14 protein-coding genes, 2 tRNA genes and 3 rRNA genes are annotated in these 19,451 nt (G+C 40.4%); 2 read left to right on the top strand and 17 right to left on the bottom strand.

The genetic code is table 11. The features are described 5' to 3' along the window. Window positions 1–8: 8 nt before the first annotated feature. The 15 genes from hisC to QSG86_RS07120 all read right to left on the bottom strand — a co-directional run bounded on the left by hisC (window position 9) and on the right by QSG86_RS07120 (window position 16,239). Entirely contained in the window at window positions 9–1,106 is a 1,098-nt protein-coding gene (gene hisC / locus QSG86_RS07190; protein WP_317030863.1) for a histidinol-phosphate transaminase, read from the bottom strand. A 95-nt stretch (window positions 1,107–1,201) separates the two neighbouring features. Beyond that, on the bottom strand, window positions 1,202–2,503 hold the full coding sequence (hisD, locus tag QSG86_RS07185; protein ID WP_317030862.1) for a histidinol dehydrogenase: 1,302 nt from the start codon (window positions 2,501–2,503) through the stop codon (window positions 1,202–1,204). 426 nt (window positions 2,504–2,929) lie between these two features. Continuing rightward, complete coding sequence (gene hisG / locus QSG86_RS07180; RefSeq protein WP_317030861.1) at window positions 2,930–3,625, bottom strand: ATP phosphoribosyltransferase; 696 nt, start codon at window positions 3,623–3,625, stop codon at window positions 2,930–2,932. Continuing rightward, entirely contained in the window at window positions 3,625–4,881 is a 1,257-nt protein-coding gene (murA, locus tag QSG86_RS07175; protein ID WP_317030860.1) for a UDP-N-acetylglucosamine 1-carboxyvinyltransferase, read from the bottom strand. The genes hisG and murA overlap by 1 nt, the downstream gene beginning before the upstream one ends. A 7-nt stretch (window positions 4,882–4,888) precedes the next feature. Continuing rightward, entirely contained in the window at window positions 4,889–5,140 is a 252-nt protein-coding gene (ibaG, locus tag QSG86_RS07170) for a BolA family iron metabolism protein IbaG (protein ID WP_317030859.1), read from the bottom strand. A 136-nt stretch (window positions 5,141–5,276) separates the two neighbouring features. Continuing rightward, complete coding sequence (gene hpf / locus QSG86_RS07165) at window positions 5,277–5,609, bottom strand: ribosome hibernation-promoting factor, HPF/YfiA family (RefSeq protein ID WP_317030858.1); 333 nt, start codon at window positions 5,607–5,609, stop codon at window positions 5,277–5,279. Between the two features lie 154 nt (window positions 5,610–5,763). After that, window positions 5,764–7,218, bottom strand: a complete 1,455-nt coding sequence (locus QSG86_RS07160; protein WP_317030857.1) for an RNA polymerase factor sigma-54 — start codon at window positions 7,216–7,218, stop codon at window positions 5,764–5,766. A 242-nt stretch (window positions 7,219–7,460) separates the two neighbouring features. After that, window positions 7,461–7,575, bottom strand: a 5S ribosomal RNA gene (rrf, locus tag QSG86_RS07155). Between the two features lie 186 nt (window positions 7,576–7,761). Continuing rightward, window positions 7,762–10,652 (bottom strand): 23S ribosomal RNA (locus tag QSG86_RS07150). Between the two features lie 426 nt (window positions 10,653–11,078). Beyond that, window positions 11,079–11,154: transfer RNA gene (locus QSG86_RS07145), tRNA-Ala, on the bottom strand. Between the two features lie 123 nt (window positions 11,155–11,277). Continuing rightward, window positions 11,278–11,354: transfer RNA gene (locus tag QSG86_RS07140), tRNA-Ile, on the bottom strand. Between the two features lie 60 nt (window positions 11,355–11,414). Next, window positions 11,415–12,953, bottom strand: a 16S ribosomal RNA gene (locus tag QSG86_RS07135). Together the 16S, 23S and 5S rRNA genes with 2 tRNA genes alongside form the textbook arrangement of a ribosomal RNA operon. A gap of 453 nt (window positions 12,954–13,406) precedes the next feature. After that, a complete protein-coding gene (locus tag QSG86_RS07130; RefSeq protein WP_317030856.1) occupies window positions 13,407–14,483 on the bottom strand; it encodes a DUF6670 family protein in 1,077 nt (358 codons plus the stop codon). A gap of 24 nt (window positions 14,484–14,507) precedes the next feature. Beyond that, a complete protein-coding gene (gene pssA, locus QSG86_RS07125) occupies window positions 14,508–15,338 on the bottom strand; it encodes a CDP-diacylglycerol--serine O-phosphatidyltransferase (protein ID WP_317030855.1) in 831 nt (276 codons plus the stop codon). 43 nt (window positions 15,339–15,381) lie between these two features. Next, window positions 15,382–16,239 carry a 23S rRNA (adenine(2030)-N(6))-methyltransferase RlmJ gene (locus QSG86_RS07120; RefSeq protein ID WP_317030854.1) on the bottom strand — a complete coding sequence of 286 codons (858 nt, stop codon included), beginning with the start codon at window positions 16,237–16,239 and terminating at the stop codon, window positions 15,382–15,384. Between the two features lie 114 nt (window positions 16,240–16,353). Between QSG86_RS07120 and QSG86_RS07115 the strand changes: the two genes are divergently transcribed. Continuing rightward, window positions 16,354–16,956, top strand: a complete 603-nt coding sequence (locus tag QSG86_RS07115; RefSeq protein ID WP_317030853.1) for a 2OG-Fe(II) oxygenase — start codon at window positions 16,354–16,356, stop codon at window positions 16,954–16,956. Window positions 16,957–17,108: 152 nt separating this feature from the next. Further along, window positions 17,109–17,636, top strand: a complete 528-nt coding sequence (locus QSG86_RS07110) for a hypothetical protein (RefSeq protein ID WP_317030852.1) — start codon at window positions 17,109–17,111, stop codon at window positions 17,634–17,636. Between the two features lie 52 nt (window positions 17,637–17,688). Here QSG86_RS07110 and QSG86_RS07105 read toward each other — a convergent pair whose 3' ends face one another. Further along, window positions 17,689–17,946 carry a DUF2789 family protein gene (locus QSG86_RS07105; protein ID WP_317030851.1) on the bottom strand — a complete coding sequence of 86 codons (258 nt, stop codon included), beginning with the start codon at window positions 17,944–17,946 and terminating at the stop codon, window positions 17,689–17,691. A 197-nt stretch (window positions 17,947–18,143) separates the two neighbouring features. Further along, window positions 18,144–19,130, bottom strand: a complete 987-nt coding sequence (locus QSG86_RS07100) for a malate dehydrogenase (RefSeq protein ID WP_317030850.1) — start codon at window positions 19,128–19,130, stop codon at window positions 18,144–18,146. Between the last annotated feature and the right edge of the window lie 321 nt (window positions 19,131–19,451).

The following is a 19,451-nucleotide window of genomic DNA, read 5'->3' as shown; positions in this document are numbered from 1 at the left end:
ATTAACCACTATTTTAGAATATCATCTTGTAATGTCGCGACTAACCGCTGATTTTGTTGATCTGTACCAATCGTAATACGTAAATACTGATCAATACGTGGCTGATTAAAATAACGTACAATAATGCCATGTTCACGTAATTGAGTCGCTAAAGTAGCGGCATCATATTGAGGATGTGTAACAAAAATAAAATTGGCGCTCGACGGTAATACCTTAAAGCCTAAGGTCGTTAATTGCGTTACTAAGTGTTCACGACTTGCAATCACTTTCTGATTTTGTTCAATAAAATAGGCCTGATCTTGAAAAGAAGCAACTGCTGCTGCAAGCGCAAAACGATCGATTGGGTAAGAGTTAAAACTATTTTTAACTGCTTCTAATGCCGCAATTAAATGTGGTTGTGCAATGGCAAAACCAACACGTAAACCAGCTAAAGAACGTGATTTAGAGGTGGTCTGACACACCACAAGATTTTCATATTGCTCAACTAAAGTTACCGCTGATTCTGCACCAAAGTCAACATAAGCTTCATCAATCACCACCACTGAATCTGGATTGGCTTGTAAAATCTCTTCGATCGCAGATAAAGCTAAGGCAATACTGGTGGGTGCATTGGGATTGGTGATAATAATCCCCCCATTTGGCTGCTTATAATCATCTACAATAATTTCAAAGTCATCATTTAGTGGTAAAATTTTAGTCTGCGTTGCAATACCAAAAAATTGACTATAAACCGGATAAAAACTATAGGTAATATCTGGATATAAAATTGGCTTATCTTGGACAAAAAATGCTTTAAAAATATGGGCTAAAACCTCATCTGAACCATTACCAACAAATACATGTGAAGCATCGACATGTTGCTGCTGGGCAATTGCCTGTTTAAGAACAGTCGCATCAGGATCAGGATATAAACGCAAAATATCAGCTGAATCATGTAATACGGCCTGTACCGCTGCCACTACTTTCGGCGAAGGTGGATAAGGGTTTTCATTGGTATTTAGTTTGAGTAGATTTTGGATTTTAGGCTGTTCACCAGGTACATAAGGCTTAAGCTCACGTACATCAGGACTCCAAAAGCGCATTTGTGTGGTACTAATCGTTGGCATGTTGTTTCTCTTTAGCAGCTTTCGTCCTCAGCCACTGTTCAACAGTAAGCTCAGGACAATAAGTACAGCACTATAATTGGGGTAAAAAATATAAATTACTGGTAACGATAACGCGCAGATCGTGCATGTGCATCTAGATTTTCTTGTTGTGCCAATATATCTGCGGTTCGAGCCAAAGTTTTCACCCCTTGTTCTGAACACATAATCAAGCTTGAACGTTTTTGGAAATCATATACACCGAGTGGTGATGAAAAACGTGCCGTACCTGATGTCGGCAGAACATGATTAGGGCCTGCACAATAGTCACCAATTGCTTCTGGTGTATAGCGTCCCATAAAAATAGCGCCCGCATGACGAATATGTTCAGCCATTGCTTCAGCATCATCTAAGCATAACTCTAAATGTTCTGGTGCAACCTGATTAATCAGTTCTATCGCTTCTTGACGGTTTTTAACCAACACTAATGCACCACGATTCGCAATCGATGTTCGCGCAATCTCTGCTTTAGGCAACGCTGCCAAATGTTGTTCGATCGCCTGTTCAACCTGTTGTAAAAGCTGTTCATCTGGTGTAATAAAAATAGCTTGAGCAACCGTATCATGTTCAGCTTGAGATAATACATCCATGGCTAACCACTGCGCATTATTGATCCCTTCTGCATAAACTAGAATTTCAGATGGTCCAGCAATCATATCAATACCTACCTGACCAAATACAGCTCGCTTTGCGGCTGCAACAAAACGGTTGCCTGGCCCAGTAATTTTATCGACTGCAGGTATCGTTTCTGTTCCATAAGCCAAAGCAGCAACTGCTTGTGCACCGCCAATGGTAAAGACACGACTAACACCTGCCAAATGTGCAGCTGCGAGTACCAATGGATTTAACTCACCGTTCGGTGCAGGTACCACCATAATAATTTCAGGCACACCCGCAACATGTGCAGGCAATGCATTCATTAAAACAGATGAAGGATAAGATGCTAAACCACCTGGTACATAAATCCCAACACGATCAAGTGGTGTTACTTTTTGGCCTAAAGTATTACCAAGTGTATCTACATAGCACCAGCCTTCTTGCTTTTGTGCTTGATGAAATTCACGAATGCGCTGTGCTGCCAATTCTAAAGCTTCACGAATTTCAGGATTTAAACCTTCAAATGCTGCTTTTAACTCTGCTTGTGTTAGTTCTAAATCTGAAAATTGATGCGCTGGATGTCGATCGAACTGTTGAGTGAGTTGAAGTACATGTGCATCACCATATTGGCGTACATCTGCAATAATTTGCTCTACTGTTTTTAGAAGTTCAGGATCACTCACTGTTTCAAAAGCTAATAAATCAGCAAAAACCTGCTTAAAATTTTGCTCTTGAGTCGATAAACGTCGCATCAATTTACCCACAAAGTTATTTAATAAAGATTTAGTTTACCTTGTTTCAAGACTTTTGTGGTGATCAATAACAACAACAAGCAAGAGTTTTCTTAAAAATAAATACATTTGATTGAGCCTACATCACTGATCCGGATGTATTAACTAAAATATACGACTAAAATGGAATATGTATATGGCACTTCATATAAAGAAAAACAAAAAAGCCCTTCTCATCTGATCAGAAAGGCTTTAAATGCGCAGCAGTTGACAAGCTGGTATAACCAACATTGCAATCCATAAATCATCAATACCTATCGATAAAACAGAAACGGAAAGTTTCACACTCCGTTTCTGATTCCAATACCAAACTACAGTTTTGATTTTTCAACACAGCAGATGGATATTATCAAAAGCATTACTGGTCATACCCATTTAATCGATCAATATAATCATCAACTAAGCTTGTGTATCACGTGCTTGTACAGCATGCTCAAGCTGTGCAAGTATAGGCGTTAATAAACGCTGTTTACGCTTAAAACTTGCTTTATTGACAATCAAACGTGACGACACTTTACAAATTTCTTCCAATGGTTCAAGGCCATTAGCACGTAAAGTATTACCAGTATCCACAACGTCAACAATGTAATCGCCCAGACCAACCAATGGTGCAAGTTCCATCGAGCCGTAGAGTTTAATCACATCAACCTGTTCACCAAGGCTGGCATAATATTGACGTGTTAAATTAACATACTTGGTTGCGATTTTTAAACGTCGTTTAGGACGTTCCATGCCGACTTTCCCGGCTGTCATTAACTTACAGTTGGCAATTTTTAAATCGAGTGGTTCATAGACATTTTGTGCACCATGTTCCATCAGCACATCCTTACCTGCCACACCCAGATCTGCTGCACCATTTTCAACATATGTGGGTACATCAGAAGCACGTAAAATCAAAATACGAACTTGCCGATGTGTCGTTGGAAAAATCAATTTACGAGATTGATCAGGGTCTTCCAATAACTTAATACCCGCTGTCGCTAACAATGGTAGTGTTTCTTTTAAAATACGTCCCTTGCTTAATGCTAAAGTTAAACCATGATCAAAATTGCCCATGACGTCAAAATTTGGATCATCGTTTCTCATATCGCTCATTAATTTACTCGCTTAATTTGGGCACCTAAACCTTGTAATTTTGCTTCAACATCTTCATAACCTCGATCAATATGATAAATACGGTCAATCAATGTTTCACCTTCAGCAGCCAATGCAGCCAATACCAAAGAAAATGAAGCACGTAAATCTGTTGCCATTACAGGTGCAGCTGAAAGTATATCTACACCCGTAACGATAGCATCATTACCTTCAACTTGAATATTTGCACCCATACGGGCCAATTCTGGAACATGCATGAAACGATTTTCAAAAATTGTCTCAGAGATCGTTGCAAAACCACGACCAATTGCATTAACAGCCATAATCTGTGCTTGCATGTCTGTTGGAAAATCTGGATGTGGTAAAGTACGAAAACTGACTGCCTTAGGTCGCTTCCCCATCATATCTAATTCGATCCAGTCATCACCACGGGTAACTTCAGCACCCATTTCCTCAAACTTATCCAGAACGGCTTCCAGTAAATTCGGATCTGTATTCGTTGTTTTTACACGACCACCCGTAATTGCTGCAGCTGCCAGATATGAACCTGTTTCAATGCGATCAGCAACCACGGCATATTGACAACCATGTAAACTTTCGACACCAGTAACAATCAGTGTATCTGTATCTAAACCTTCTATTTTTGCACCCATTTTAATCAGCATTTGTGCAAGGTCAGTAATTTCTGGTTCACGCGCTGCATTACGAATCGTCGTAACACCTTCAGCTAAAGCAGCCGCCATTAAAATATTTTCAGTACCACCTACAGTGACGACATCAAAAACAACTTCACCACCTTTTAAACGACCGTCAATTTTGGCATGGACATAACCTGCCTCAACTTCAATCTCTGCACCCAACGCTTCTAATGCTTTTAAATGCTGATCAACAGGACGAGAACCAATCGCACAGCCACCAGGTAAAGAAACTTTGGCACGACCATAGCGTGCCAATAAAGGTCCAAGCACCAAAATAGACGCACGCATTGTTTTGACGAGTTCATATGGTGCAAACTGATTATCTAAAGTTGAAATATCTGCCTGAACTACACCATCGGCATATGAAATTTGTACACCCAGACCAGCAATCAGCTTAACCAATGTATTGACATCTTTTAAATTGGGAACATTGGTGAGTGTCACGGGTGAGTCAGCAAGAATCATGGCTGCCAACAAAGGAAGTGCTGCATTTTTCGCACCAGAAATACGCACTTCACCTTCGAGCTTAACACCGCCCTGAATTAAAAATTTATCCATTAACTTATTAAGCTCCAAATAAGCTTGCTTTACGCCATTCTTCTTGAGTCATTGCACGAATAGTGACTGCATGCACTTCACCACTCGCAATATAAGTGTTTAACGGTGCATAAACAGCTTGCTGACGAGCAACAGGGCGCTTCCCTTCAAATTGATCATCTACAATACGCAGATCAAATTTTCCGCCTTGCCCACTTACAGCAACATCCGCCGCTGGAAAAGCAGCTTTTAAAATTTCAGTGAGCTGTTCACTATTCATCACAAAGACCTCTTATGGAACCAACGGTGTAAAAACTTGCCATTCTACTATAAATATTTAGAAAAATTCATCAATGACAAATATTATATATAGAAAAAAAGAGGTTTATAAAAACCTCTCTTTTATAAAATGACAACTAAATTGTTAAAGGTTGAAAAAATAAATGCATTTTTCGATGCTTATGTAATTGCCTTTTAAGTTTTTCAGTTAATTTTTTTATTGAGGTATACATATCATCTGCAACCGCTTGAGCAAACAATTCCACACCAGGCAAACGAATAATCGCTTCTGCTCGATGATTCGCACTGCCTTTTTTAGAACGTTTATCAATTTGATGATCTTTACTAAGCTTAACTTGCATACTATTGACTTGATCTAAATGCTGAGTCATTTGACTAAATTTCAGTCTAATATTTTCTTCTATTGCTGGTGTAATTGTTAAATGATGACCACGAATTGTCATTTGCATAATGATGTCCCTCACTTTTTAGAATGTACAGCGTTATAGCCAAACAGATTCAATTAAGTATCAGAAAATTAAATCATTTTTAGCCAATCCTTCGATAAAAAATAGATTCATTATTTTGTCATAATGAATCTATAGAATAATCTGTCGATTAGAATTAGAGCAATACTTTTCTTTCTGAGGATGAAGGAATATGTAACGATTCACGATACTTTGCTACAGTTCTTCGAGCGACATCAATTCCATCTTGTTTTAAAAGACCAGAGATTGCATTATCAGACAATGGCTTACGTGAATTTTCCTCAGCAATGAGTTTTTTAATTTTTGCCCGAATAGCAGTTGATGATGCCTCACCACCACATGTTGTCGCAACATGACTGGAAAAGAAATATTTAAGCTCAAACAAACCACGTGGTGTCAACATATATTTATTGGTCGTTACACGAGAAACTGTTGATTCATGTAATTCCACTTCTTCTGCAATATCTCTTAAAACCAGCGGTTTCATGGCTTCTGGACCTTGTTCAAAAAAAGCTTTTTGTTTTTCAACAATACACGTGGCAACTTTTAATAAGGTCTTATGCCGCTCATCAACACTCTTGATAAAGTTTTTTGCCTCAAGCATTTGATTACGCAAATATTGATTATCACTACTTTGATCAGCACGTCGAATCATATTCATATAGAATGGATTCACTCGTAGTTTTACCACAACATCTGGATTTAACTGCACTAACCAACGATCCGTTTTCTTAGACACCACAACATCGGGAACTTGATAATCAATTTCTTTTTGTTCAAATACCTCACCAGGATAAGGTTTTAAGGTTTTAAGTAAATCAATCGCTTGTTTGAGCTGATCCATCGTTAAATGAGTATGTTTCAGAAGCTTTGCCAACTCATTGGAAACCAAGAACTGATAATGCTGAAGCAATAGCAATGCTTCTTTTTTAAATGCTATTTGGTCTGGCATTATGCTCAATTGAATACTCAAACATTCAACTAAATTACGCGATGCAATACCTACTGGATCTAAACGCTGAATAGATTTTAGAACAGCTAAAACTTCAGCTTCTTCAACATCATCATCATAGTCCATTGATTTTAAAAGATATTGAACTGATGTTGTAATATCATCTAAAGTACAGTCTAGAAAACCTTTATCATCTAATGCATCGATAATACAATGTGCAATTAACTTATCTACCATCGAAAAATGTAGTAAATTAATTTGCTCTAACATGTGTTCTTTTAAATTGGTGGTTACTTGACGGTTATCTTCACGCTCTTCAAACTCAACTGCAGCCAAACCTGTCGGCTGACTACTATAAACATCATCCCAATGAGTATCTACAGGTAAATCATCAGGTAAATAATTAGCATTCAACTCATGAGTCAGATCTTTTTGCCCCTGTTCCCAATCTTGCAGATCAGATAAACGTTCTAAACTGGTTTGTTCTTCTACTTTTTCTAATAATGGATTACTTTCAAGTTGGAATTCTACTTCTTGTTCCAACTCTAAACTCGACAACTGTAATAAGCGAATGGCTTGTTGTAATTGAGGCGTTAATGATAATAGATTAGCAACTTTTAATCCAACCGATAGCTTCATAAAATCATTTCCTCATTTTTAGCACATTTTTATAAGCAATTTTTATACCATTAATGAAATTTATAACATAATTAAAATCTATTTCATACAGATCAAATAAAATCATTAAAAACAATTATGCTGAATTTAATTATATTCAGTATATTTTTTAAGTGAATTTTTAATTAATAATTATTTTTTAATTTTTTTCTTTAACCAAAAAAAATCCCCCAAGTGGTTACTTGAGGGATTTTTGAATAATGAGCTGGCGATGACTTACTCTCACATGGCTAACGCCACACTACCATCAGCGCGAAGAGGTTTCACTTCTGAGTTCGGGAAGGGATCAGGTGGTTCACTCTTGCTATTGTCGCCAGCACAACTGTTTATGGATACTTGCTTAGACTTACCTATTGCTAAGTTTTCTACCAAATGAGTTATTAACAGAGGTTATATCTGAGTTGGATATGATGTTCGATTAGCGATACTAAATCAAGTATTTTCATCGTTAGATGATGTTTTATGAATCGATTGATGCTTTGTATACAACTGTTTGGGTGTTGTATAGTCAAGCCTCACGAGCAATTAGTATTGGTCAGCTTCACATGTCACCATGCTTCCACATCCAACCTATCAACGTCGTAGTCTTCAACGGCTCTTTAGAGGACATAAAGTCCAAGGGAAATCTTATCTTGAGGTAGGCTTCCCGCTTAGATGCTTTCAGCGGTTATCCCTTCCGAACATAGCTACCCGGCGATGCGACTGGCGTCACAACCGGTACACCAGAGGTTCGTCCACTCTGGTCCTCTCGTACTAGGAGCAGATCCTCTCAAATTTCCAGCGCCCACGGTAGATAGGGACCGAACTGTCTCACGACGTTCTAAACCCAGCTCGCGTACCTCTTTAAATGGCGAACAGCCATACCCTTGGGACCTGCTTCAGCCCCAGGATGAGATGAGCCGACATCGAGGTGCCAAACACCGCCGTCGATATGAACTCTTGGGCGGTATCAGCCTGTTATCCCCAGAGTACCTTTTATCCGTTGAGCGATGGCCCTTCCATACAGAACCACCGGATCACTAAGACCTACTTTCGTACCTGCTCGACTTGTGGGTCTCGCAGTTAAGCGCGCTTTTGCCTTTATACTCTACGCGTGATTTCCGACCACGCTGAGCGCACCTTCGTACTCCTCCGTTACTCTTTAGGAGGAGACCGCCCCAGTCAAACTACCCACCAGACATGGTCCTCGTCCCGGATTACGGGACAGAGTTAGAACCTCAATATTACCAGGGTGGTATTTCAAGATTGGCTCCACCGAAACTAGCGTCTCGGTTTCAAAGCCTCCCACCTATCCTACACAAGTAAGATCAAAGTTCAATGTCAAGCTGCAGTAAAGGTTCACGGGGTCTTTCCGTCTAGCCGCGGGTACACCGCATCTTCACGGCGATTTCGATTTCACTGAGCCTCTGCTGGAGACAGCGCCCCCATCATTATGCCATTCGTGCAGGTCGGAACTTACCCGACAAGGAATTTCGCTACCTTAGGACCGTTATAGTTACGGCCGCCGTTTACTGGGGCTTCGATCAAGAGCTTCGCTTACGCTAACCCCATCAATTAACCTTCCAGCACCGGGCAGGCATCACACCCTATACGTCCACTTTCGTGTTTGCAGAGTGCTATGTTTTTAATAAACAGTTGCAGGGGCCTGGTTTCTGTGGCTGCCATCAGCTCAGGAAGCAAGTTCCATCACCGACAGCAGCGTACCTTCTCCCGAAGTTACGGTACCATTTTGCCTAGTTCCTTCAGCAGAGTTCTCTCAAGCGCTTTGGTCTACTCGACCTGACCACCTGTGTCGGTTTCGGGTACGATTCCTGTGTAACTGAAGCTTAGAGACTTTTCCTGGAAGCATAGTATCAGCCACTTTGCGAGTAAACTCGCTTGCTATCAGATCTCAGCATAGAGTACCCCGGATTTGCCTAAGATACATGCCTACATCCTTTCACCTGGACAACCAACGCCAGGCTGACTTAACTTTCTCCGTCCTCTCATCGCATTACACAGAAGTATTGGAATATTAACCAATTTCCCATCGACTACGCCTCTCGGCCTCGCCTTAGGGGTCGACTCACCCAGCCCCGATTAACGTTGGACTGGAACCCTTGGTCTTTCAGCGAACGGGTTTTTCACCCGTTTTGTCGTTACTCACGTCAGCATTCGCACTTCTGATACCTCCAGCAGACTTCTCAATCCACCTTCATCGGCTTACAGAACGCTCCCCTACCACGTATACAAAGTATACATCCGCAGCTTCGGCATATAGTTTTAGCCCCGTTACATCTTCCGCGCAGGCCGACTCGACTAGTGAGCTATTACGCTTTCTTTAAAGGGTGGCTGCTTCTAAGCCAACCTCCTAGCTGTCTATGCCTTCCCACATCGTTTCCCACTTAACTATAATTTTGGGGCCTTAGCTGGCGGTCTGGATTGTTTTCCTCTTGACTACGGACGTTAGCACCCGCAGTCTGTCTCCCGGATAGTACTCATTGGTATTCGGAGTTTGCATCGGTTTGGTAAGTCGGGATGACCCCCTAGCCGAAACAGTGCTCTACCCCCAATGGTATTCGTCCGAGGCGCTACCTAAATAGCTTTCGGGGAGAACCAGCTATCACCAAGTTTGATTAGCCTTTCACCCCTATCCACAAGTCATCCCCTGGCTTTTCAACGACAGTGGGTTCGGTCCTCCAGTTAGTGTTACCCAACCTTCAACCTGCTCATGGATAGATCACCTGGTTTCGGGTCTACACCCAGCAACTAAACGCCCTATTAAGACTCGGTTTCCCTACGGCTCCCCTATACGGTTAACCTTGCTACTGAATGTAAGTCGCTGACCCATTATACAAAAGGTACGCAGTCACCGAACAAGTCGGCTCCCACTGCTTGTATGCATGCGGTTTCAGGATCTATTTCACTCCCCTCACAGGGGTTCTTTTCGCCTTTCCCTCACGGTACTGGTTCACTATCGGTCAGTCAGGAGTATTTAGCCTTGGAGGATGGTCCCCCCATATTCAGACAAGGTTTCACGTGCCTCGCCCTACTCGTCATCATTATGTGTGCCCTTTCGTGTACAGGACTATCACCCACTACGGTTGCACTTCCCAGAGCATTCCACTAAAACACACATAACTTAATGGGCTGTTCCCCGTTCGCTCGCCGCTACTGAGGGAATCTCAATTGATTTCTTTTCCTAAGGGTACTGAGATGTTTCACTTCCCCTCGTTTGCCTTGCAACACTATGTATTCATGTTGCAATACCTACCTTATGGTAAGTGGGTTTCCCCATTCAGAAATCTCCGGATCACAGGATATTTGCCGCCTCCCCGGAGCTTATCGCAGGCTATTACGTCTTTCATCGCCTCTGACTGCCAAGGCATCCACCACATGCACTTAATTACTTGACTATACAACCCCAAACAGTCGTTTGTTCCTACAAGTAGAACAACCAACATTACAGTTTAGAGCTTTGTGAACTTAATCACTATACAGCTTCAATTAGATTCATATACCAAAACGCTTGATTCAGTTTAATCGCTAGTAACTCATTTCATTTAACATCAACAATTGCTTGTTAGGTTAACTAAAACGAGTATGAAAAAATTATTTCAACTCAAATATATTCTGTTAATGATTAACTACTGCCTCGTCAGCACGTAGTAAACTGTGATAAATCACAGAGATTAATAACAATGCATTATACAATGCTTTATCACTAAGCTCTATAATCTAGCTTTCGTTCGATTAAAGTCTAAACACTCAGAGTAACGCTACGCGCAGCATAGCTGCTTGTCTTGCGTTTGGGCGAAATATATTTCGCTATTTCCAAACTCTGGTGGAGACTAGGAGAGTCGAACTCCTGACCTCCTGCGTGCAAAGCAGGCGCTCTACCAACTAAGCTAAGTCCCCAGCTTAAGATCTCAATATATCTTGTTTCTTTTCACTCAGAATCCTTGAACCCATACACTACGCACTCACTTTCGTTCGTTTGTCTTGCACTTCGCCTTAAAGTAGTACTTTAAGTCTTGTTCATGGTGGGTCTGACAAGACTTGAACTTGTGACCCCACGCTTATCAAGCGTGTGCTCTAACCAACTGAGCTACAGACCCTCAGATATATTGCATGAAGAACAACTTGTTGTGGATTCTTACCAATCGTCAATCTTTCGTTAAGGAGGTGATCCAGCCGCAGGTTCCCCTACGGCTACCTTGTTACGACTTCACCCCAGTCATCGGCCACACCGTGGTAAGCGTCCTCCTTGCGGTTAGACTACCTACTTCTGGTGCAACAAACTCCCATGGTGTGACGGGCGGTGTGTACAAGGCCCGGGAACGTATTCACCGCGGCATTCTGATCCGCGATTACTAGCGATTCCGACTTCATGGAGTCGAGTTGCAGACTCCAATCCGGACTACGATCGGCTTTTTGAGATTAGCATCCTCTCGCGAGGTAGCAACCCTTTGTACCGACCATTGTAGCACGTGTGTAGCCCTGGTCGTAAGGGCCATGATGACTTGACGTCGTCCCCGCCTTCCTCCAGTTTGTCACTGGCAGTATCCTTAAAGTTCCCACCCGAAGTGCTGGCAAATAAGGAAAAGGGTTGCGCTCGTTGCGGGACTTAACCCAACATCTCACGACACGAGCTGACGACAGCCATGCAGCACCTGTATGTAAGTTCCCGAAGGCACCAATCCATCTCTGGAAAGTTCTTACTATGTCAAGACCAGGTAAGGTTCTTCGCGTTGCATCGAATTAAACCACATGCTCCACCGCTTGTGCGGGCCCCCGTCAATTCATTTGAGTTTTAGTCTTGCGACCGTACTCCCCAGGCGGTCTACTTATCGCGTTAGCTGCGCCACTAAAGCCTCAAAGGCCCCAACGGCTAGTAGACATCGTTTACGGCATGGACTACCAGGGTATCTAATCCTGTTTGCTCCCCATGCTTTCGTACCTCAGCGTCAGTATTAGGCCAGATGGCTGCCTTCGCCATCGGTATTCCTCCAGATCTCTACGCATTTCACCGCTACACCTGGAATTCTACCATCCTCTCCCATACTCTAGCTTCCCAGTATCGAATGCAATTCCCAAGTTAAGCTCGGGGATTTCACATCCGACTTAAAAAGCCGCCTACGCACGCTTTACGCCCAGTAAATCCGATTAACGCTCGCACCCTCTGTATTACCGCGGCTGCTGGCACAGAGTTAGCCGGTGCTTATTCTGCGAGTAACGTCCAGTACTCTTGGGTATTAACCAAGGTACCCTCCTCCTCGCTTAAAGTGCTTTACAACCAAAAGGCCTTCTTCACACACGCGGCATGGCTGGATCAGGGTTCCCCCCATTGTCCAATATTCCCCACTGCTGCCTCCCGTAGGAGTCTGGGCCGTGTCTCAGTCCCAGTGTGGCGGATCATCCTCTCAGACCCGCTACAGATCGTCGCCTTGGTAGGCTTTTACCCCACCAACTAGCTAATCTGACTTAGGCTCATCTATTAGCGCAAGGTCACAAGTGATCCCCTGCTTTCTCCCGTAGGACGTATGCGGTATTAGCATCCCTTTCGGAATGTTGTCCCCCACTAATAGGCAGATTCCTAAGTATTACTCACCCGTCCGCCGCTAGGTCCAGTAGCAAGCTACCTTTCCCCGCTCGACTTGCATGTGTTAAGCCTGCCGCCAGCGTTCAATCTGAGCCATGATCAAACTCTTCAGTTAAAATCATTTTGTAGCTTTAATCTAAGCTACTAAATCTGGCTCATCAATTTTCTGACAAATTCTCTCAAATAAACTTCGAGTAATTTAAACCAATCAATCAATGATAATATTTCGATCAATCAATCAGTAAAAATCCACACAAGTTGTTCTTCATAATTTCTTAATGATCTTCTTGTTGGTTCGTCACCAGCAAGCTAGGTCGGCTATATTACGCTCTTCGGTAGAAAAGTCAACTGGTTTTGTTAATTTATTTTCTAACAAATCTAAGTTTAACCTTAAACTCAAAACCCTAATCAGAATCTTAACACTTAAGCAACTTATTGATTTATCAGAAGTTTTATTTAACATCACCGCCGATGGATGTGCATTCTACAGTATTTCACATCGAACACAAGCCCTTTTTTATAATTTATAATTTATATGATTAATTATTAAACTAAATTGTGCTTTTTTTTATTTTTTGAGCATTAAAGGTACGGAATTTTCTAAATCTGTTAACAATGTTTCTGTTTGATTTTGCTCTTGCCACTTTAAAGCACGACAATCAATATATTCACAATACCCGCCCTCTCCCTCATAATATTGAGCGTTAATCACGAGCTGATAACAAAAACTTCCCATAAAACCAGTACCGAAACCAAATTTAAAATCACCTCGACATTTTCCCTGTAATTGAATCTGATAAGTTTCATCACAATAGCACCACGTGAACTCACGTAGCACATACATGCTATCACCGTTCGGCGTTTGAACCACAGGATAAACACGATCTATACTTAATTGTACGCGATCATCAAAAAATTGAATGCCTCCACTGTGTAAGTTTCGGATATAAATACGCGAATATAAAATACGATTAAAAGCATCACGATATTGCATTAAAATCATTTGCTGATCAGCATTAAAATTAACGATCTGATAGATATAAAAAGCAAACGGCATATAGGGGAAATTAACCATTTTGGCAAATTCAAAACTCGCCAATCCTTCGATTTGATATTTTTGATTTTTATATGTAACAGAGCCTTGGCATAGCGCAGGTAATGACCAGTGCTCGGCCAATCCCAATCTTAGTTTGGCAAAGTAAATGATTTGTCTGAATGTCTGAACATCAATATCAAAACTTAATTCTGGGTCTGTGCGAGATAATTTTAAATGTGGCAAATTTCCAGAAATAGCATGTTGATGACCAAACTGTAATTTATCGAACTCAAATTGGCATTCTTGCGCAATAGAATAGCAATTTAGTTGCCCCACCATATGTAGACTGATACTACTACAAACTGTCGCAGTATCAAGAGCAGTGGTCTGTATCGCACTTTGATTGTGTAATAAAGCCGAGTTTGGTAAGCCCAAAACAGTAACAAACTGAAAATAATGCAAAGGTGCAGGAAGACCAGGAAGTTTCAGCCCGATGACGACTGATTTAAAGCGTTGATTCGGAGGATGATAGCGCAAAACTTTATGTGGATCTAAAGAAGCTTGATTTAAGTGTTTAGACAGATCCAAAAAATCTTGCAATAAACTCATATCAAGCTCCTCATTATTATACTTTTATGTATTCACTTGCTTTCTCGCAAGAAATGTTGTCACAAAACCAGATAAAACATAGATTAATGAAATAACTAAAATTCCCACTGGAATATTATAAGTGACCGCAGCTAAAATAAATACAATTAAAGGCAGTACTGCAAAAGGTACACGTTTACGGTCAACTGTTTTAAAAGAATAATACTTGATATTCGAAATCATCAACAAACCAACTGTAACAATTAATACCGAACAGATTATTTGTATCGTTTTATCTTGAACATCAAATAGCGTTGGAAAGTCCAAAGCCACCAATACACTAGAAATAATGATAATTGCAGCCAAAGGACTCGCGATACCAATAAAGTAACGTTTATCAACTACACCAATCTGTACATTAAAACGTGCTAAACGAAATGCAGCACAAGCAGTGTAAACAAAACAGCATGCAAGACCAATGCGGCCAAAATCATGTAATCCCCAGCTATACATCAAAATTGCTGGCGCCACACCAAAAGCAAGTAAATCAGATAAAGAGTCAAATTGCTCACCAAAAGGGCTTTGTGCACCAATTGCACGGGCAACACGCCCATCCAGACCATCAAGCAATGCTGCAATAAAAATTGCATAAATCGCTTGATTATAGTGACCATTCATACTGGCAATAATTGAATAAAAGCCTGAAAACAATGCTAGGGTTGTAATCAGGTTTGGCCACAAATAGATACCACGACGTTTGACCTTCTGCCCCTCATGGGTATGTTCCTCTTCTTCAACTTCAAAAGTAATGCCATCAAATGATTTTTCTTCTGCCGTTGACGATATTCCCCGTTCAGGTTTATTTATATTTGTCATTATTTAATCCTATCTGTGACCGATGTTCATATTCATGAGGAGCTTATTCACCTACTAACCAGCGTACTGCCGCATGTCCACCATTTTCACTCATACGTAAATGTGGAAATAACCATTGTAATGCTTCATCTGCATCTTCAGAAAACTTCCAAGGTGGATTAATCACCAACAAACCACAACCATTTAAACCCACAGGAGTATCATCTGGCCAAACACAAACCTCACAAATTAACTGGCGACGAATACCCGTTTTAATCATTTTCTTTTCAAAACGATCAATCATGGCGCGATCTTTAATTGGGTACCATATTGCAAAGACACCGGTAGACCATTTTTTATATGCTTTAGCAATTAATTCTACCAACTGAGGAAAATCTTTACGCTCCAATTCATAAGGTGGATCAATCATGACTAAACCACGCTTTTCCACAGGTGGAATAACCGCTAATAGCCCTTCATAAGCATCACGTTCATGTAAGCCTGCTCGCTTATCAAAAATATTGTGTTGTAATTGTTGAAATACATCGCGCTGCATTTCAAAAATAGTGGCTTTATCTGTAGCACGCATTCCTTCTAAAGCAAACCAAGGTGAACCAGGATAAGCACCCTTACCCAAATTTTGACGCATTTTTTCAACAATTTTTAAATATTGCTGAACACCTTCGGGCGCATTACGTTTAATAGAATCATCAAGTTTAACCAGACGATGAATACCAGTTAAAAACTCACCTGACTTTTGTGCCTCAGACGTTGATAAATCATATTTACCCGCACCACCATGTGTATCTACATAGCGATAAGGTTTATCTTTTGCATTCAGTCGACTTAATAATTGAAGCAATAATACATGCTTCATCACGTCGGCAAAGTTGCCAGCATGGAAATGGTGACGGTAATTCATGTTGCATTTATTCCTCGTATCAATACATATTTTAGCATGAAAAAAATATTTCGTTTCGACGCAATTATTACCCTAAAATAAATATGCATTTTTACATCCTTTGGGATTTTGTATATGGATACAGTTTTGCCACAAAAGTCTTGGCCTATCGCTCAGATTCTCAATGATTTAGACCAACATGGTTTTGCTGTGATTGATCATGCATATCAGCCAGAATATCACGATCAACTCATTCAGGAATGTAGTGCACATTTTGATGAGTTTCGTCAGGCCGCAGTCCAAAACGGTGTGATCAGTAATATTCGTAGTGACCATATCCTATGGATTGATGAAAAATTTCCTATCGCTCAACAGCATATCCAAGCACTACATCATTTATCCGAGCAACTAAACAGATTTTTTTTCCTAGGTATTCAAGATATTGAGGCGCATTTTGCTTGTTATAATGCAGGTGAATTTTATGCATTACATCGGGATAATCCCCAAGGTAAAAATGGTCGAGTTATCTCCGCTGTTTATTATTTACATCAAGATTGGCGAACCGACTGGGGCGGAGAACTTCATTTACAAGATAAAAACAAGGATTGGCATATCCTGCCTCCCTTACCCAATCGTATTGTGTTGTTTCAAAGTGATTTATTGCATGAAGTTCGTATAGCAAAGCAACAACGCTTATCAATTACCGCTTGGCTACGCCATGATCATGTTCTATTTTAAGCTTTAAATTCAAAAAATAAGCCTTATATAGAATCTATTAACAATTCGCTCATAACTGCAATCTTGCGTCTTGTTAAAACACAATAATGTCACATGAAATATGATTTATTGACTCTTCAACTGCTCCAACCTTGTTATGGTGAGGATAAACCATGCGCAAACCCATCTCTGCTATTATTGAGCGTATTGGCGAAACTGATCAGCTGTATTTACAAGAAAATACAGCTGAACTTGCCTTAGAACGTGCAGACTTAAGACTACAGCTCGTCCACTACAGTCAATTACATCAGGAACAAATACATTTTTTACAAGAGGCAATTGTTCTGTTGGAACAAGCTCGAGTTGAATTTGAAGATATAACATTAAATCGATATCTAGAATTATCCATATGCTTAGCCAATGCCTATATGCTCTATTACGAAATCAGTAAAGAGAGCAAATTTGCCCTCATTACGCAGCAAATTCTAAAACCTCTGGCGCATTATCAAGATAGCGATATTTTATTTTTGTTGGCATATAGTAGTGCGGCTAATCAGCAACCAGCAATGACACGTCATTGGCTAAGCAAATATAGCCATACGACAGAATTTGATCGATTAAAAACCCAGCAACATCCCGCTTTTAAAAGCTATCACAATCATGACTGGTTTCAACATATATTATTTAAAAAAATACATTAGATCAGATACAAAAGCGCCATAGGGCGCTTTTTTATCATACTTAATCAGCAGTTTAAATCACCTGTAATTTATATGCATCCAGATGCAACTGTTGATTTAATTCATCAATCCAAATTGACCATTCATCATCTTGAACCAAATGACTGATTAAAAAATCACGCTGTGCCTTATTCCAAAACGATGCATCATGCAAATTTTGACGACGAGGTAGCTGATGTGTACGTATATATAATTCAATTGCAGCAGGGCTATTTGCCAAACCAAGCTGTGCAAAGAGTAAAGCTAAGGATGGTTTATTCTGATTGAGCATAATGCCCTCCTTATCAACTTATCTATCCATTGTTATTAACTGAACTTATAAGATATTTACCCGAAAACCTAGCCCTTAAATAATTTTTATTGTTGCAAACTGTATCTTTTTATTATGTATAATTTTTAACCTCAAACTGAATATAAAAAAACACCCTATTTAGGGTGTTTTTTTATCGCAGCCTAAGCTGAAATTAATTAGTTGAACAAGTGAGCAATTGCTGCACGTTCTTCTTCTAATTCATTCAATGTGAAATCCATACGTTCACGACTGAATTCGTCAATTTCTAGACCTTCGACACGAGTATATTGGCCATTTTCACATGTTACAGGAACACCATAGATGATCCCTTCTGGAATACCATAAGAACCATCAGAAGGAATACCCATTGTTACCCATTCACCATTGGTACCAAGTGCCCAATCACGCATATGATCAATTGCAGCATTTGCAGCAGAAGCCGCAGAAGATAAACCACGTGCTTCAATAATTGCAGCGCCACGTTTACCAACTGTTGGAAGGAATACATTTGCATTCCATTCTTGATCATTGATCATGTCTTTAACGCTTTCACCATTAATGGTTGCAAAACGGTAATCAGCATACATCGTTGGAGAGTGATTGCCCCAAACTGTAAGGTTTTTAATATCTTTAACTGCTTTACCCGTTTTTGCAGCAATTTGGCTTGCAGCACGGTTATGGTCAAGACGTAACATAGCAGTGAATTGACCAGGATTAAGATCTGGAGCAGATTTCATCGCGATGTAAGCGTTAGTGTTCGCTGGGTTACCGACAACAAGTACTTTAACGTCACGGCTAGCATGATCATTAATTGCTTTACCTTGAACAGTAAAGATTTTAGCATTTTCTTGTAATAAGTCAGCACGTTCCATACCTGGGCCACGTGGACGAGCACCAACAAGTAAGCAGTAGTCAGCATCTTTGAATGCAACATTTGGATCATCAGTTCCAATCATGCCTTCTAAAAGAGGGAATGCACAGTCTTGAAGCTCCATCATTACGCCTTTAAGCGCTTGTTGAGCTTTCTCAAAAGGAACTTCGAGCAATTGCAAAATCACTGGTTGATCTTTACCTAACATTTCGCCGCTTGCGATACGGAATAATAGGCTGTAACCAATTTGACCTGCAGCGCCAGTAACGGCAACACGAACTGCTTGCTTCATCTAATTATCTCCAAATGAGGATCTTCATTGCGATTAAATAGCAACTATCTAATCTAATAATCATAAACGCCAAAGATTGTACTCCAATACTTAGCCAGATGCATGTAAAAGAGAATAGATTTCAACAAAAGTCTGATAGAAAATATAAATAAAATTTACAAAAAGATCAGATAAAATTAAATATTCAAAAAAATAATCCATCTTAATCAAAAAAACACTGATCTAAGCTATTGAAAATATTTTTTTATATGATCTAAGCACACCAAACAAAGAGATATCACCTAGCCTAGCTTTTCTTTATCATTACAAAACTCGACCAAA

The organism is Acinetobacter sp. SAAs474 (genome assembly GCF_032823475.1).
In the GTDB taxonomy this organism is placed as follows: domain Bacteria; phylum Pseudomonadota; class Gammaproteobacteria; order Pseudomonadales; family Moraxellaceae; genus Acinetobacter.
Note: the sequence above shows the minus strand (reverse complement) of the source record. Positions and strands in the feature narration are given on the sequence as shown.